Annotated in this window: 18 protein-coding genes; 8 read left to right on the forward strand and 10 right to left on the reverse strand. The window is 66.1% G+C overall.

Annotation, left to right across the window (positions count from 1 at the left end; translation table 11 throughout):
- Window positions 1-2: 2 nt before the first annotated feature.
- Complete coding sequence (locus P73_RS17835) at window positions 3-641, forward strand: GDSL-type esterase/lipase family protein (RefSeq protein WP_043870619.1); 639 nt, start codon at window positions 3-5, stop codon at window positions 639-641.
- On the opposite strand, the gene P73_RS17840 is transcribed toward P73_RS17835, so the two are convergent.
- The 4 genes from P73_RS17840 to P73_RS17855 all read right to left on the reverse strand — a co-directional run bounded on the left by P73_RS17840 (window position 638) and on the right by P73_RS17855 (window position 2,771).
- Window positions 638-964: a hypothetical protein gene (locus P73_RS17840; protein WP_052453392.1), complete on the reverse strand. Its 327-nt coding sequence runs from the start codon at window positions 962-964 to the stop codon at window positions 638-640. The genes P73_RS17835 and P73_RS17840 overlap by 4 nt on opposite strands.
- Before the next feature lie 63 nt (window positions 965-1,027).
- Complete coding sequence (locus tag P73_RS17845) at window positions 1,028-1,336, reverse strand: hypothetical protein (RefSeq protein WP_043870620.1); 309 nt, start codon at window positions 1,334-1,336, stop codon at window positions 1,028-1,030.
- 158 nt (window positions 1,337-1,494) lie between these two features.
- On the reverse strand, window positions 1,495-1,968 hold the full coding sequence (locus tag P73_RS17850) for a dihydrofolate reductase (protein ID WP_043870621.1): 474 nt from the start codon (window positions 1,966-1,968) through the stop codon (window positions 1,495-1,497).
- Window positions 1,969-1,976: 8 nt separating this feature from the next.
- On the reverse strand, window positions 1,977-2,771 hold the full coding sequence (locus tag P73_RS17855) for a thymidylate synthase (protein WP_043870622.1): 795 nt from the start codon (window positions 2,769-2,771) through the stop codon (window positions 1,977-1,979).
- Window positions 2,772-2,902: 131 nt separating this feature from the next.
- Between P73_RS17855 and P73_RS17860 the strand changes: the two genes are divergently transcribed.
- A complete protein-coding gene (locus P73_RS17860) occupies window positions 2,903-3,325 on the forward strand; it encodes a VOC family protein (protein ID WP_043870623.1) in 423 nt (140 codons plus the stop codon).
- A gap of 23 nt (window positions 3,326-3,348) precedes the next feature.
- On the opposite strand, the gene P73_RS17865 is transcribed toward P73_RS17860, so the two are convergent.
- Together P73_RS17865 and P73_RS17870 are read right to left on the reverse strand one after the other, a co-directional pair.
- Complete coding sequence (locus P73_RS17865) at window positions 3,349-3,846, reverse strand: MarR family winged helix-turn-helix transcriptional regulator (protein WP_043870624.1); 498 nt, start codon at window positions 3,844-3,846, stop codon at window positions 3,349-3,351.
- Between the two features lie 89 nt (window positions 3,847-3,935).
- Window positions 3,936-4,214, reverse strand: coding sequence for a succinate dehydrogenase assembly factor 2 (locus P73_RS17870; RefSeq protein WP_043870625.1), 279 nt, complete (start codon window positions 4,212-4,214; stop codon window positions 3,936-3,938).
- Window positions 4,215-4,335: 121 nt separating this feature from the next.
- Between P73_RS17870 and P73_RS17875 the strand changes: the two genes are divergently transcribed.
- Genes P73_RS17875 through P73_RS17885 form a run of 3 tightly spaced genes read left to right on the forward strand, consistent with a single transcriptional unit; the run spans window position 4,336 to window position 6,322 of the window.
- Window positions 4,336-5,538 (forward strand): pyridoxal phosphate-dependent aminotransferase, encoded by a 1,203-nt coding sequence (locus P73_RS17875; protein ID WP_043870626.1) that lies wholly within the window; start codon window positions 4,336-4,338, stop codon window positions 5,536-5,538.
- Entirely contained in the window at window positions 5,535-5,909 is a 375-nt protein-coding gene (locus tag P73_RS17880) for a bleomycin resistance protein (protein WP_043870627.1), read from the forward strand. Before P73_RS17875 ends, P73_RS17880 begins: the two co-directional genes overlap by 4 nt.
- The gene (locus P73_RS17885; RefSeq protein ID WP_043870628.1) at window positions 5,906-6,322 is read left to right on the forward strand and encodes a hypothetical protein; all 417 of its coding nucleotides are present in this window, start codon (window positions 5,906-5,908) and stop codon (window positions 6,320-6,322) included. Before P73_RS17880 ends, P73_RS17885 begins: the two co-directional genes overlap by 4 nt.
- Here P73_RS17885 and P73_RS17890 read toward each other — a convergent pair.
- From P73_RS17890 to P73_RS17905, 4 genes are all read right to left on the reverse strand, one after another.
- Window positions 6,310-7,668 (reverse strand): MATE family efflux transporter, encoded by a 1,359-nt coding sequence (locus P73_RS17890; protein WP_043870629.1) that lies wholly within the window; start codon window positions 7,666-7,668, stop codon window positions 6,310-6,312. The two genes, P73_RS17885 and P73_RS17890, sit on opposite strands and share 13 nt — an antisense overlap.
- Before the next feature lie 104 nt (window positions 7,669-7,772).
- Window positions 7,773-8,285 carry a lipocalin family protein gene (locus P73_RS17895; RefSeq protein WP_043870630.1) on the reverse strand — a complete coding sequence of 171 codons (513 nt, stop codon included), beginning with the start codon at window positions 8,283-8,285 and terminating at the stop codon, window positions 7,773-7,775.
- Entirely contained in the window at window positions 8,273-8,626 is a 354-nt protein-coding gene (locus P73_RS17900; protein ID WP_052453393.1) for a hypothetical protein, read from the reverse strand. Before P73_RS17900 ends, P73_RS17895 begins: the two co-directional genes overlap by 13 nt.
- A gap of 33 nt (window positions 8,627-8,659) precedes the next feature.
- Window positions 8,660-9,700 carry an aldo/keto reductase gene (locus P73_RS17905; protein WP_043870631.1) on the reverse strand — a complete coding sequence of 347 codons (1,041 nt, stop codon included), beginning with the start codon at window positions 9,698-9,700 and terminating at the stop codon, window positions 8,660-8,662.
- Window positions 9,701-9,902: 202 nt separating this feature from the next.
- Between P73_RS17905 and metG the strand changes: the two genes are divergently transcribed.
- From metG to P73_RS17920, 3 genes are all read left to right on the forward strand, one after another.
- Complete coding sequence (gene metG, locus P73_RS17910) at window positions 9,903-11,621, forward strand: methionine--tRNA ligase (protein WP_043870632.1); 1,719 nt, start codon at window positions 9,903-9,905, stop codon at window positions 11,619-11,621.
- A 182-nt stretch (window positions 11,622-11,803) separates the two neighbouring features.
- Entirely contained in the window at window positions 11,804-12,151 is a 348-nt protein-coding gene (locus P73_RS17915; protein WP_043870633.1) for a lysozyme inhibitor LprI family protein, read from the forward strand.
- A 219-nt stretch (window positions 12,152-12,370) separates the two neighbouring features.
- Window positions 12,371-13,204 (forward strand): DMT family transporter, encoded by an 834-nt coding sequence (locus P73_RS17920; protein WP_158401956.1) that lies wholly within the window; start codon window positions 12,371-12,373, stop codon window positions 13,202-13,204.
- The last annotated feature ends 324 nt before the right edge of the window (window positions 13,205-13,528 follow it).

Below are 13,528 nucleotides of genomic sequence, written 5' to 3' on the forward strand. Positions count from 1 at the left end.
AAATGCCCACGATTCTCGCCTTTGGCGACAGCAACACGCACGGCACGCAACCGATGGTCACACGGCCGTCCGCCCTGCCCCGCCTCGCCCGGCGCTGGCCGGTGGTGATGGCTGAAACGCTCGGCTGGGATCTCCTCGAGGAGGGGCTTCCGGGCCGGACCTTCGCCTTCCCGGATCCCGAGAAGGGACCGCATATGGACGGCCGTCTCGGCCTGTTCGTCGCGCTCGAGAGCCACGGGCCGATCGACGCCCTGACGATCATGCTCGGCATCAACGACCTGAAGGCGCATTTCGACGCCTCCCCCGACCAGATCGCCGCCGGCTGTGCCTTTCACCTCGATGTCGCGCTCTCCGACGAGATGCAGGCGCTGCACGGCGGTTTCGAACCCTTCCTCATCGTGCCCCCCGCGCCCCACGCGGCCGGTGTCCTGTCGGAGATCTACACCGGCGCAGCGGAAAAGGCCCGGCGCACGCGGGAGTTGATGCGGGCCGAGGCGGAGGCGCGCGACGTGGCCTTCTTCGATGCCGACGAGGTGATTTCCGTCTCCGCGATCGACGGCGTCCATTTCGATGCCGAGGCGCACGAGATCCTCGGCGCGGCCGTCGCCCGGTTCGTCATGTCTGAATTCGCGGCGCCCTAACCCGCGGTCCCGCTCTCGCCCGCGGCGGCCTCCGGCGTCACCGTTTCCCAGGCCTCACCCATCGCGAGGATGCAGCTCCGGCCTTCGACATAGGCCTGGACGAGCGTCCATTCGCCGGACTGCGGATTGGTCCAGATCTCGAGCACCGCTTCCGGACCGCGCAGGCCCGAGCCGGTCCTGACCGCGCCGAACTGGCGGCCGAGCTTCGCCGCGATCTCCTCGCGCGGCCCGCAGACGACCTCGGCAATGGGCGACACGGCCTGCGCCGCGCCGGCGGCGGCGAAGACGACAAGGGCAGGAAGGGCGAGACGAGAGGGAACCATATCCCATCGTAACAGATTCATGACGCCGGAACCATCGGTCCCGTGCCCTCTCGACCCCTCGTCTCAGTCCGCGCCCATCTCGATCCGGTCCGGCATGTAATGCGGCGATTTCGGATCGGTATAGGTGACCGGCGCGGCATAGGCGGGCCTGCGCGCGGCGCGCGCGGCCGGCTCGCCATAGCCCGTCGCATTGGCTGTCCCGCAGGAGATCGCGCCGTCATGGCGCACCGGCTGTGTGCCCGCCGGACAGAAATTTTCCGCGGCGGGATAGGCAAAGACCGTCACGCCGGGTGCGTAGGGCTGCGTCCCGGCGGCAAGCGCGGGAAGCGCGGAAAGGCTGGCGGCGGCGAGAGTGAAAAGGACTTTGAACATGGCATAAGCTCCCGAGAGGGCTGGCAGAAACGGCAATGGGCGCAGCCTAGCCCCGCGCCGGAAACCTGGCAAGTTTCAGAGCGCCGGCGCCTGCCCCACCCATGGATGCGGAAACAATGGCCTGCCTGCACGCGAACTGTCCCGCGTCGCGCAACACGTCAGCGCAGCCGCTCCACCACCTCGCAGCGCGGCCCCGCCTCGCGCAGCACCGTCCGCGCCACCTCGCGCCAGTCGGAGGGGTCGAAGGCCGGAAACCATGTGTCCGCCCCCTCGACCTCGGTCTCCACGTCGGTCAGGAGGAGCCGATCCGCGAGCGGCAGCATCGCCTCGTAGATCCCCGCGCCGCCGGTCGCATAGATCCGCAGGCGGCCTTCCGCGCGTGCCAGCGCGATGGCCTCCCCGACCGAGCCGACCACATGGTCGTGATTCACGCCGCGCGAGGAGACGACGATGTTCAGACGGTTTTTCAGCGGCTTGATCGGAAGGCTTTCCCAGGTGTGGCGGCCCATGACGACCGCGCCACCCAGGGTTTCGGTCATGAAGAATTTCAGATCCTCCGGCGCCTTCCACGGGATCGTGTTGTCCTTCCCGATGGCTCCGTTGCGGTCGCGGGCGGCAATCAGCGTGATCATGGCAAACCTCAGACCGCGACCGGCGCCCTGATCGCCGGATCGGGGTCATAGTCCAGGATTTCGATGTCTTCGAAGGTGAAGTCGAACAGGCTTTTCACCTCGGGATTGAGTCGCAGGCGCGGCAGCGGCTTCGGCACACGCGACAGTTGCAGATCGACCTGATCCATGTGGTTGGCATAGATATGTCCGTCGCCGATCGTATGGACGAAATCGCCCGGTTCATAGCCCGTGACCTGCGCGAGCATCGCGAGCAGCAGCGCGTAGGAGGCGATGTTGAACGGCACGCCGAGGAACATGTCCGCGGAACGCTGGTAGAGCTGGAGATGCAGCTTGCCGCCGAGGATCTTCACCTGCCACAGCGTGTGACAGGGCGGCAGCGCCATCTCGTCGACCTCCGCCGGATTCCAAGCGGAGACGATGAGCCGGCGCGAATCGGGGCTCTTGCGGATCGCCTCCACGAGTCCGGCGACCTGGTCGATGCTGCCGCGCGCGCCGCCCGGCCATTTGCGCCATTGCGCGCCGTAGACGGGACCGAGATCGCCGTTCTCATCCGCCCATTCGTCCCAGATCGACACGCCGTTTTCCTTGAGATAGCGGATATTCGTGTCGCCGGAGAGAAACCACAGGAGTTCGTGGACGATCGAACGCAGATGCAGCTTCTTCGTGGTGACGAGCGGGAAGCCCTCCGAAAGCGGATAGCGCGCCTGGAGCCCGAAATAGGACCGCGTGCCGGTGCCGGTCCGGTCGGTGGTGTCGACCCCCTGTGCGAGGATCGTCCTCAACTGTTCGTGGTATTGACGCACGGCGCGCTCCCCAAGATATTGTGGTGGTGCCCCTCCTTTCTAGAAGACCCGGAGGGATTCTGGAAGCGCGTCTTGGCTCTGCCCTCCGCGCGGGCTAGATGCCACCCGAAACAACGAAAGGAGTGTCGGCAATGCGGTATCTGCACACGATGGTGAGGGTTCTCGACCTGGAGAAGACCATGGGTTTCTTCGAGCTTCTGGGGCTGCGGGAAACCCGCCGGATCGACAACGAGGCGGGGCGGTTCACGCTGGTTTTCATGGCGCCGGAGGGGCAGCCCGAATGCCCGGTGGAACTGACCTACAACTGGGACGGCGACGAGGGCCTGCCCTCCGACAGCCGCCATTTCGGCCATCTCGCCTATGAGGTGGAGGACATCTATGCGCTGTGCAGGAAACTCATGGACAATGGCGTGACGATCAACCGCCCGCCGCGCGACGGGCACATGGCCTTCGTGCGCTCGCCCGACAACGTCTCCATCGAGCTGTTGCAGAAGGGCGAGGCGAAGGCCCCGGCGGAGCCCTGGGCGTCGATGGAAAACACCGGCCACTGGTAAGGCCCGGTCGCCGCCTGCGCCGGTCAATAGATATAGCGGATCTGGTCGGACCAGTACCGCTCGATCCGGCGCAGCGCGGAATTGACATCCTCGATCCCCTCGGAGGAGATCACGCCCTTCGCGTCCAGCCCCTCGGCATGGCGCGCGAAGAGGGCCGAGACGGTGCTGCGCACATGGCGCCCCTTCTCCGTCAGCTTCACCCGCACCGAGCGGCGGTCGATCTCGCAGCGCTGGTGGTGCATGTACCCCATGTCCACGAGTTTCTTGAGATTGTAGGACACGTTCGACCCCTGGTAATAGCCGCGCGATTTCAGCTCGCCCGCCGTCACCTCGTTCTCCCCCACGTTGAACAGGAGAAGCGCCTGCACGGCGTTGATCTCGAGAATGCCGACCCGTTCGAATTCGTCCTTGATCACGTCGAGCAACAGGCGATGCAGCCGCTCCACGAGCGACAGCGCCTCCAGATATTGCGTCATGAAGGGGGTGTCGCTCGGTTTGAGAAAGGTCGAATGCATGCTCATCTGTCACTCCGCCAAGGGGCTCAGAGGACAGACTGGCGCCAATTTCCCAAGATTCAGTTAAGCCGGGGAGGTTTCCGCCTCCCGCGGCCTCAGCCCTTTTTCGCCCAGTCGGCGTGATCGGCCGCGGCGATGAGCCGGTCGAGCATCGGACGGAGCGCCGCCGGCGTGGGCTTCAGCCCCGTGGCATAGGCCAGCAGGTCCTGGTCGTGCTCCTCCATCAGCCGCTCGAACGCATCGAGCGCGGCCTCGTCCATCGTGGCGAGATGCCGGTCGGCATAGCCGCCGATCAGCAGGTCCATCTCCTTGATCCCGCGCCGCCAGGCCCGGATCCTGAGGCGCTTGCGGCGGATTTCCACGCTCTCGCTCATGCGGCAACTCCCTTTTCGCCGCGTTTTTGCACCTTGCCGCGCGATATCGCAAGGGGACGTCTTGGCGGGAGCCGGGATTTGACGTTATCACTACGCCCGACACCAATCCCGAGGATGCCCCATGCCCTTCCTGTCCGAGACACTCTCCCGCGTGAAACCCTCCCCCACCATCGCCGTCACCAACAAGGCGCGCGAACTCAAGGCCGCCGGGAAGGACGTGATCGGCCTCGGCGCGGGCGAGCCCGATTTCGACACGCCGGAGAACGTCAAGGCGGCCGGCATCCGTGCCATCGAGGAGGGCAAGACGAAATACACCGCCGTAGACGGCATTCCCGAGCTGAAGGAGGCGATCTGCGCGAAGTTCAGGCGCGACAACGGGCTCGACTACACGCCCGCGCAGGTGTCGGTCTCCGGCGGCGGCAAGCAGGTGCTCTACAACGCGCTGATGGCGACGCTGAACGCGGGCGACGAGGTGATCATCCCCGCGCCCTACTGGGTCTCCTATCCCGACATGGTGCTGCTCGCGGGCGGCACACCGGTCGCGATCGAGGGCCGGCTCGAGACCGCCTTCAAGATCACCGCGGAGCAGCTCGAGGCGGCGATCACCGACCGGACGAAATGGTTCATCTTCAACTCGCCGTCGAATCCCACCGGCGCGGGCTATTCCCGCGACGAGCTGAAGGCGCTCACCGATGTGCTGATGCGTCATCCCCATGTCTGGGTCATGTCGGACGACATGTACGAGCATCTCGCCTTCGACGGTTTCGAATTCTGCACCCCTGCGGAGGTGGAGCCGGGCCTCTATGAGCGCACGCTCACCGTGAACGGCGTGTCGAAGGCCTATGCGATGACCGGCTGGCGGATCGGCTATGCCGCGGGGCCGGTGGATCTCATCGCCGCGATGCGCAAGGTGCAGTCGCAATCGACCTCCAACCCCTGCTCGATCTCGCAATATGCCGCGGTCGAGGCGCTGAACGGGCCGCAGGATTTCATCGCGGCCAACAACGAGGCGTTTGTGCGCCGCCGCAACCTCGTGGTGAAGATGCTGAACGAGGCGCCGGGCCTCACCTGCCCGACCCCCGAAGGCGCCTTCTATGTCTATCCCGACATTTCCGGCTGCATCGGCAAGACCTCCGCGGGCGGCGCGAAGATCACCAATGACGAAGAGTTCGCCACCGCGCTGCTCGAGGAGACCGGCGTCGCCGTGGTCTTCGGCGCGGCCTTCGGCCTGTCGCCGAATTTCCGCGTGTCCTACGCCACCTCGGACGCGGCCCTGGAAGACGCCTGCACCCGGATCCGCGCCTTCTGCGAGGGGCTGAGATGAGCGAGACCATCACCGCCAACCTGCCCTCGCGTGACTTCGCGCGGACCGAGGCCTTCTACGCCCGGCTCGGCTTCGAGACGCGGTTTCGCGATGACGGCTGGATGATCCTCGGCCTCGGCGACACGCAGGCCGAATTCTTTCCCCATCCCGAGGTGGATCCGAAGACGAGCTGGTTCTCCGCCTGCCTGCGCTCCGACGATATCGAGGCGCTGCATGCGCGCTTCTCCGGGGCGGGCCTGCCGACCGACCGCCTCTCCATCCCGCGGCTCACCGGCATCTTCAAACACGCCTCCGCGCCGCGCATGTTCGCGCTGGTGGACGAGGACGGCTCTCTCTGGCGCGTGATCGACCAGGGGGACCTGCCGGGATGAGCGTCAACCTGCCCGAATACTATTTCCGCGTGCGCGAGAACGGCGCCTTCGTCTTTCGCGTGGACACGGAGAACCGCCAGCGCCGGATCGAGATGGACCAGATCGCCGCGGTGAACATCCGCAACGGCGAAATCAAGCCGCACGGCAATCGCGACCTCACGCCGGCGGAGATGCAGGTGATCGAGGACTGGATGGCCGAACGTGTCGCGCTTCTCGCCCGGCGCGACATCGACGACATCCACCGGGCGGTCGACCATCTGAACCTCACGACCCACTGGGCCCAGGCGCGGGCAACCGACGAACAGCTCGAAAACGTCACCGACGCGCTGCTGCTCGCCATGCACGACCTGCGCTCGGTCCTGGTGCGCAAGAAGGCGGAGCGGCTTCTGGCCCGCGGCGATCAGGCCGGCTGAGGTATCGCCGCCTTCTGCCGCCAGAAGCGCCAGCTCATCGACAGCCAGGCCATCGTGAGGCCGAAGATGAAGCCCATCCACACGCCCTCCGCCCCCCAGCCGAAGACGAAGCCGAACAGATAGGCGACCGGCAGGCCGATGATCCAGTAGCTGACCCCGGCGAGCCACATCGGCACCGCCGTGTCATGCAGCCCGCGCAGAAGCGCCAGCGTCACGACCTGGCCGCCGTCGGAATATTGCATGACCGCCGCGAAGAACATGAGCGAGGCGCCGATGGCGAGCACCGCGTCGCGCTCCGGCTCGTCGGGTGCGATGAACAGGCCGATGAGCGTTTCCGGCATCGACAGGAACAGCACGGTCGAGAAGGTCGCCATCACCACCGACAACACCACCGCCACCGCCGCGCCGCGCCGCATCTCCGCCCGGTCGCCACGCCCGGCGGCATTGCCGACCCGGATCGTCGCCGCCTGCGACAGCCCGATCTGCACCATGAAGGTCAGCGCGGTGATCTGGAGCGCGATGCCATGCGCGGCGAGGCTCGCCGTGCCGATCCAGCCCATCATCACCGCCGCCGCGTTGAACAGCCCCACCTCGGCCAGCGCGGTGGCGCCAATGGGAATTCCCATGCGGAAGACGGTGCGGAACATCGGCCAGTCCGGCTTGAACGGGTTGCGGAACAGGTCGTTCTCCGGCGTCTTCGCCTGCGCGTAGAGCGCGAGCACCACGACCATCGCGATATTGACGATCAGCGAGGCGATGGCCGACCCGGACACGCCGAGCGCGGGCATACCGAGATTGCCGAAGATCAGCACCCAGTTGAGCGCGGCATTCAGCACCACCGCCCCCAGCACGACGATCAGGATGATCCGGGTGCGTTCGAGCGCGGAGAAATAGGAACGCAGCACCGCCACCATGAGCGCGGGAATCATCTCTACCCCGGCGATGGCGAGATAGGGGCGGGCCAGCGCCGCGATCTCGGGCTTCTGCCCGAGGGCGAGCAGCACTCGGTCGGAAAAGAGGAAGACCGGATAGATCAGGATCGCCGCCAGAAGCGACAGCCAGATCGCCATGCGCGTGGCGCGGCGCACCGTCGTCGCATCCCCCTGCCCCGAGGCGGTGGCGACGAGCGGCATCACGGCAAAGCCGAAGCCCGCGAGGAAGATGAACAGGATGAACCAGAAGCCCGAGCCCAGCACCAGCGCGGCAAGCTCATCGAGCCCGTACCACCCCATCATGACCACATCCGTCATATGCACGGAAAATTGCGCAAGCTGGCTGCCCGCCAGCGGAATGCCGAGCGCGAGCAGGCGCCTGGCATGCGCGGAATATGAAAGCTGTGGCGTCATGATCCGGGCTATAGCCGCCAAACTCCTGACCGCCTAGTCAAATTTCGCGATGAGCGGGCTCACGGATCGGAATGCGGCAGCGCCCCGCCCATCGCCGGCCCGGCCTACCGGCGCCGTGCGGGCCTGAGGCGGCTCACGTCATAGCCGTTCCACGACAGGATGCCCTCCACCGCCGCGCGCCGGTCCGGCGGCAACACCAGGTCGCGGCTCAGGACATGCGCCGCGCCGGAGGGATAGCCGATGACCGCCGTGTGATATTCCCCGTCGACCCAGAGCACCCAGAGCTCCTCCCCCTTGAAGGCATAGCGCCCCGGCCCGATCCGGCGCGCCACGCCCTGCACCGGCCGCCCGTCCGCGCAGGGGCCCTCGGTCACGGTCAGATCGCCCGACCGCTGCGGCGCAAAGGTCACCGCCCCGATGGTGCAGGACGCGCCCTCGGGCACGAAGCCCGCGACCTCGTACCAGCGCCCGGCGAATTTCCCCGTGTCGAGCGCGGCAATCGACGACATCGCCACCTGCGCATCGCGCGTGCCCGTCGGCTGCGCCGCCCGCTCCCCCGTCCCGGCACACCCCGCCAGCAGGGCGAGCAGGCCCATGACCGCGATCAGTCCACGCATAGCGTCACCCTCCGTCCCTGGGCGTCCAGAATCTCGTTGCACCCGAACAGGGGCGTGATCGGCGCACAGGTCCCGGAGCGGGCAAGGCATTTCCCGGTGCCGCAATCGCCGGAGGCCTTGCAGGATTTCCCCGCATCCTTCGGCGTCGTGAAACAGGTCAGGAAGCCGGCCATGCCGCCGCTGCGGAACTCGCCGCCCCGCGCCTCGCAGGCGCGTTTCTCGCTGGCCGTCACCGCCGGATCCGCCCCCTGCCCGCCGGACACCGGTCCGGGGCGGGGCGTCACGGGCAGGCAGGCGGCCAGGAAGAGGACGGCGCAGACACCGAGACGGCGCAAAGACATGAGGCGACCCTTTCCGTTGACCCCCGTAGCCTCTCAATAGGGCATCGGATGCGCCTTGTGAACGGCTTCCAGATCCTTCAGCACCTCTTCGGTCAGCGTCAGATCCGCCGCCCCGAGCGACGCCTCGAGCTGTTCGACCGACGTCGCTCCGAGGATCGGCACCACGTCGAAAGGCCGCGTGAGCGTCCAGGCCACCGCCATCGCCACCGGGTCGAGCCCGTGCTTGCCGGCCACCTCGACATAGGCCGCCACGGCCGCCCAGCCCCGCGCCCCCGCGCGGCCGCCGAGATTGCCGTTGAGATCGAGGCGCGAGCCCTTCGGCACCACGGTCCCGCCCCGGTACTTGTCGCTCAGCATCCCCGCGGCGAGCGGCGAATAGGCCAGCAGCGTCACCTCCTCCCGCACGGAAAGCTCGGCCAGATCCGTATCGAACAGCCGGCACATCAGCGAATATTCGTTCTGGATCGACTGCATCTTCGGCGCCCCGTCCGCGCGCGCCAGGCCGAGCCATTGGGACATGCCCCAGGCGGTCTCGTTCGACGTGCCGAAGTCGCGCACCTTGCCCTTCTTCCGCAGCGCGGCCATCACCTCCAGAACCCCGTGCATCTCATCCTCGATCTCCGCCCGCGACGGCTGTCCCGACGGCGCATAGCCCCAGTTCTGGCGGAAATGATACGAGCCGCGGTTGGGCCAGTGGAACTGGTAGAGGTCGATGTAATCCGTCCCGAGGCGCCGCAGCGAGGCGTCGAGCCGGGCCTCCAGCGTGGAGGCGAGAATGCCCTCCTCGTTGATATTGCCCGGACCGGCGATCTTGGTGGCGATCACCCAGTCGCCGCGCCCGCCGGATTTCGCGAAATAGGCGCCGACGATCTCCTCCGTCCGGCCGGCGGTCTCCTTCCTCACCGGATTGACGGGATACATCTCTGCCGTGTCGAGGAAGTTGATCCCGGCCTCCTTGGCACGGTCGATCTGGGCATGGCCCTCCTCCTGCGTGTTCTGGCTGCCCCAGGTCATCGTGCCGAGGCAGAGTTCGGAGACGAGAAGATCGCTCGTGCCGATTTTGCGCAGTTTCATCCGGTGGTCGTCCTTTCTTCTGTCGCCGGGCGGCGCGGCGCCCGGACGCCAACTTACCGACAGTTTCTGCAAGTGCAAACGCCACGGCCTTGCGCTTTTCGTCAGACCCGCTTGCAGACATCGCGCCGCGCCTCTGGCTCTTTCCTCCGAGCCGCGATAGAGAAACCACAAGACATTCGCTAACGGACGGACCCGCTCGCTCATGGCACGCACGCTCATCACCTCGGCCCTGCCCTATATCAACGGCATCAAGCATCTCGGCAATCTGGTCGGTTCCCAGCTTCCGGCCGATCTCTATGCGCGCTACCGCCGGGCGCGGGGCGACGAGGTGCTGTTCCTCTGCGCCACCGACGAACACGGCACGCCCGCCGAGATCGCCGCGCAGAAGGCCGGCAAGCCCGTCGCGGAATATTGCGCCGAGATGCACAAGGTCCAGGCGGAGATCGCCGCGGGCTTCCGCCTCTCCTTCGACCATTTCGGCCGCTCCTCCTCGCCGCAGAACCACCGGCTGACCCAGCATTTCGCCCGGCGCCTCGGCGAGGAAGGGCTGATCGAGGCGGTGGAGGAGACCCAGATCTATTCCGAGACGGACGGCCGCTTCCTGCCCGACCGCTATATCGAGGGCACCTGCCCGAATTGCGGCTATGACGGCGCCCGCGGCGACCAGTGCGACAATTGCACGAAACAGCTCGACCCGACCGACCTCATCAACCCGCATTCGACGATCTCCGGCGCGACGGATCTCGAGGAACGGGTCACGAAACACCTCTATCTCCGGCAGTCGAAGATGCGCGACGCGCTCAACGACTGGATCGAGACCAAGATCGACTGGCCGGTGCTCACCACCTCCATCGCGAAGAAATGGCTCCACGACGGCGACGGCCTCCAGGATCGCGGCATCACGCGCGACCTGTCCTGGGGGGTGCCGGTGCAATTCGAGGGCGCGCCCTGGGAAGGCATGGACGGCAAGGTGTTCTACGTCTGGTTCGACGCCCCTGTGGAATACATCGCCTGCGGCGCGGAATGGGCGGCGAAACAAGGGCTTGGGGAAGAGGACTGGGAGCGCTGGTGGCGGACCGACAAGGGCGCCGACGATGTTCGATATGTGGAATTCATGGGCAAGGACAACGTGCCCTTCCACACCCTCTCCTTCCCGGTCACCCTGCTGGGCTCCGGCGAGCCGTGGAAGATGGTCGACTACATCAAATCCTTCAACTACCTCAACTACGACGGCGGACAATTCTCCACCTCGCGCGGGCGCGGCGTGTTCATGGACCAGGCCCTCTCCATCCTGCCCGCGGATTACTGGCGCTGGTGGCTGCTCTCCCACGCGCCGGAAAATTCCGATGCCGAATTCACCTGGGAAAACTTCCAGGCCTCGGTGAACAAGGACCTTGCCGACGTGCTCGGGAATTTCGTCTCCCGCATCACCAAATTCTGCCGCTCGAAATTCTCCGAGGCGGTGCCGGAGGGCGGCGCCCATGGCGAGCAGGAGACGGCGCTGATTGCCGATCTGACGGAAAAGGTCAGGGAATATCAATCGCATATGGATGCGATCGAGGTCCGCAAGGGTGCCGCGGCGCTGCGCGCGATCTGGGTGGCCGGCAACGAATACATGCAGTCGGCCGCACCCTGGGCGACGTTCAAGGAAGACCCGGAAAAGGCCGCGGCACAGGTCCGGCTCGGGCTCAATCTCATCGCGCTCTACGCCCGCCTCTCCGCGCCCTTCCTCCCCGACACGGCAGGAAAGCTCCAGACCGCCCTCGGCCTCGACAGCCTCGACTGGCCGGAGGATGTCGCCACCGCGCTCGAAGCCCTGGCGCCGGGGCGGGAATTCGTCGTGCCCGACAACCTCTTCACCAAGATCACAGACGAGCAGCGCGAGGACTGGCAGAACCGCTTCGCCGGCCGGCGCGCCTGAGGCGGCATAGCCGGGAATGTTCGAAACGTGACGGAACCTGCTCCGGCGGGGCCGTCCCCCGCCTGCCGGACCTGCGTCGGATATGCGTCGGCCTTCCGTCGGGCAGGCCACGAAGCCGTGACTGGCCGCCCCGGCCTGCGGCGCTAGATCACCGCCGGACCGAGACAGCGACGGAGACCCCGATGAAATCCCTTTTCCTCTGCCTCGTCCTTGCCCTGCCCGGCACCGCGCTCGCCCCTGCGGCCATGGCGGCGAGCTTCGACTGCGACCTTCCCGACCTCGCGCCCGACGAACAGGTGATCTGCGACACGCGCGAGCTCAACGACGCGGATGTGCGGATGGTGACGACCTTCGATTTTCTCACCGGCCTCTTCGCCATGGGCATGCGGGGCAGCATCCAGGACAGCCAGATTGCCTGGCTGAAACAGCGCCAGGCCTGCGGCGCGGACGCCGCCTGCATCCGCGACGCCTACGACCGCCGCCAGAAGGCGCTCGAGGAGATCTATCAGGGAATCGACCGCCCGCTGTGAAGGCCGCGCGCCGGACAAGGGCGGGCGTCTTCCTTGCGGCGGGATCTGCGGAACGGAGCGGCCGTTCCCCCCTGACGGCTTTGCAGAGATCACGGCACAGGCTACTGTTTCGGAATGAATAGCGCCATCTCACACTCCTTTTCGTGGTTCCAAGCCAGTTGGTTGCCGAACAAGCCTCTCCCTCCGCGGGGGAAGGCCGTCGGGCTTGCAGGCGGGGCTGTGCTGTTCTGGTCGACCTGGCCAACGCTTGCGACGGTCGCGGGGGCTGCGCCGCCATTTCTGGTTTTCGGTCTGGCCTCTGCCATTGGGTTCGTGATCGCATTTCTGATTTCTGCTGCCCAGGGTCATGCGCGCGCTTTTGTGCGGACAAGCCCCGGAACCATGGCGTTCGTCGCCACCGCCTTGCTTGTGAACAACGTGCTTTACCTGATGGCGATGCCGCGTATCGGACCAGCCGAAGCGAACGTTGTCGCATATCTCTGGCCGGTCATGTTGGTGACGATCTTGTCGGTCACCAGGGGTGAAAGGCTGTCGTTCCTCGCGAAGACAGGCATTTGCCTCGGGTTTCTTGGCGCAGCACTCGCGATTGGTCCGACTTTCGAGCACGGCTTCGACGAGTTCGGCATCCTCCTGGCGTTCCTCAGCGGGCTTACTTTCGCAGTCTACGCGGCAATCAGATCGGCTGCGAAAGGCACTGGTGAGGTCATCGGCCCGTCGATGGGCATTCTGGCGGTGATGGCGCTGTTGGCACATTGCATGTTTGAAGAGCGAACGACGCTGTCGGCGGTGCAGTGGTTCGCGGTCGCGGGCATTGGGATCGCCCCGTTGACCCTGTCGAACGTCCTTTGGGACAAGGCAACCAGGACCGGCTTCGCCTCGACCATTTCCGGCATCGCCTATCTGACCCCGGTGGGATCAATCGCCCTGTTGGCACTCTTCGGCGTGGCGACTGTCAGTTGGGGAGCATTGCTGGGAGCGCTCTTGGTCGTGATCGGTGCGGTCGCGGCATCTGGCCTGTTGGCGAAACGGGCGAAGCCGCCCCGTGGGGAATAGCTGACCTTCGCCATGTCCCGGTGAATGCGCATTTTCACCCCCGAACCGGCTTCCGCGGCATGGACCACCGAAGTCGGCTTTCTGCGGGCCCCGCCGTGTCTGCGCCATCCGGGGAAGACATCTTTGGCCCGAGTGTCCCGGATCATCACGGAGAGCCCCCCGACAGGGGCGTGCATGAACACCGCGAACGGGCACGCTTGTGCCGGATTGGCTGACTGCCAATGTACCATAAGTTTGCACACCCAGATGATTCGGCGGCTGTATTCTACATGAATATGTTATGTATTTCAGTTGCTTATCGTAGTGCGCTCTTCACCGCAAGGC

This window comes from Celeribacter indicus, from assembly GCF_000819565.1.
Classification (GTDB): Bacteria; Pseudomonadota; Alphaproteobacteria; order Rhodobacterales; family Rhodobacteraceae; genus Celeribacter; species Celeribacter indicus.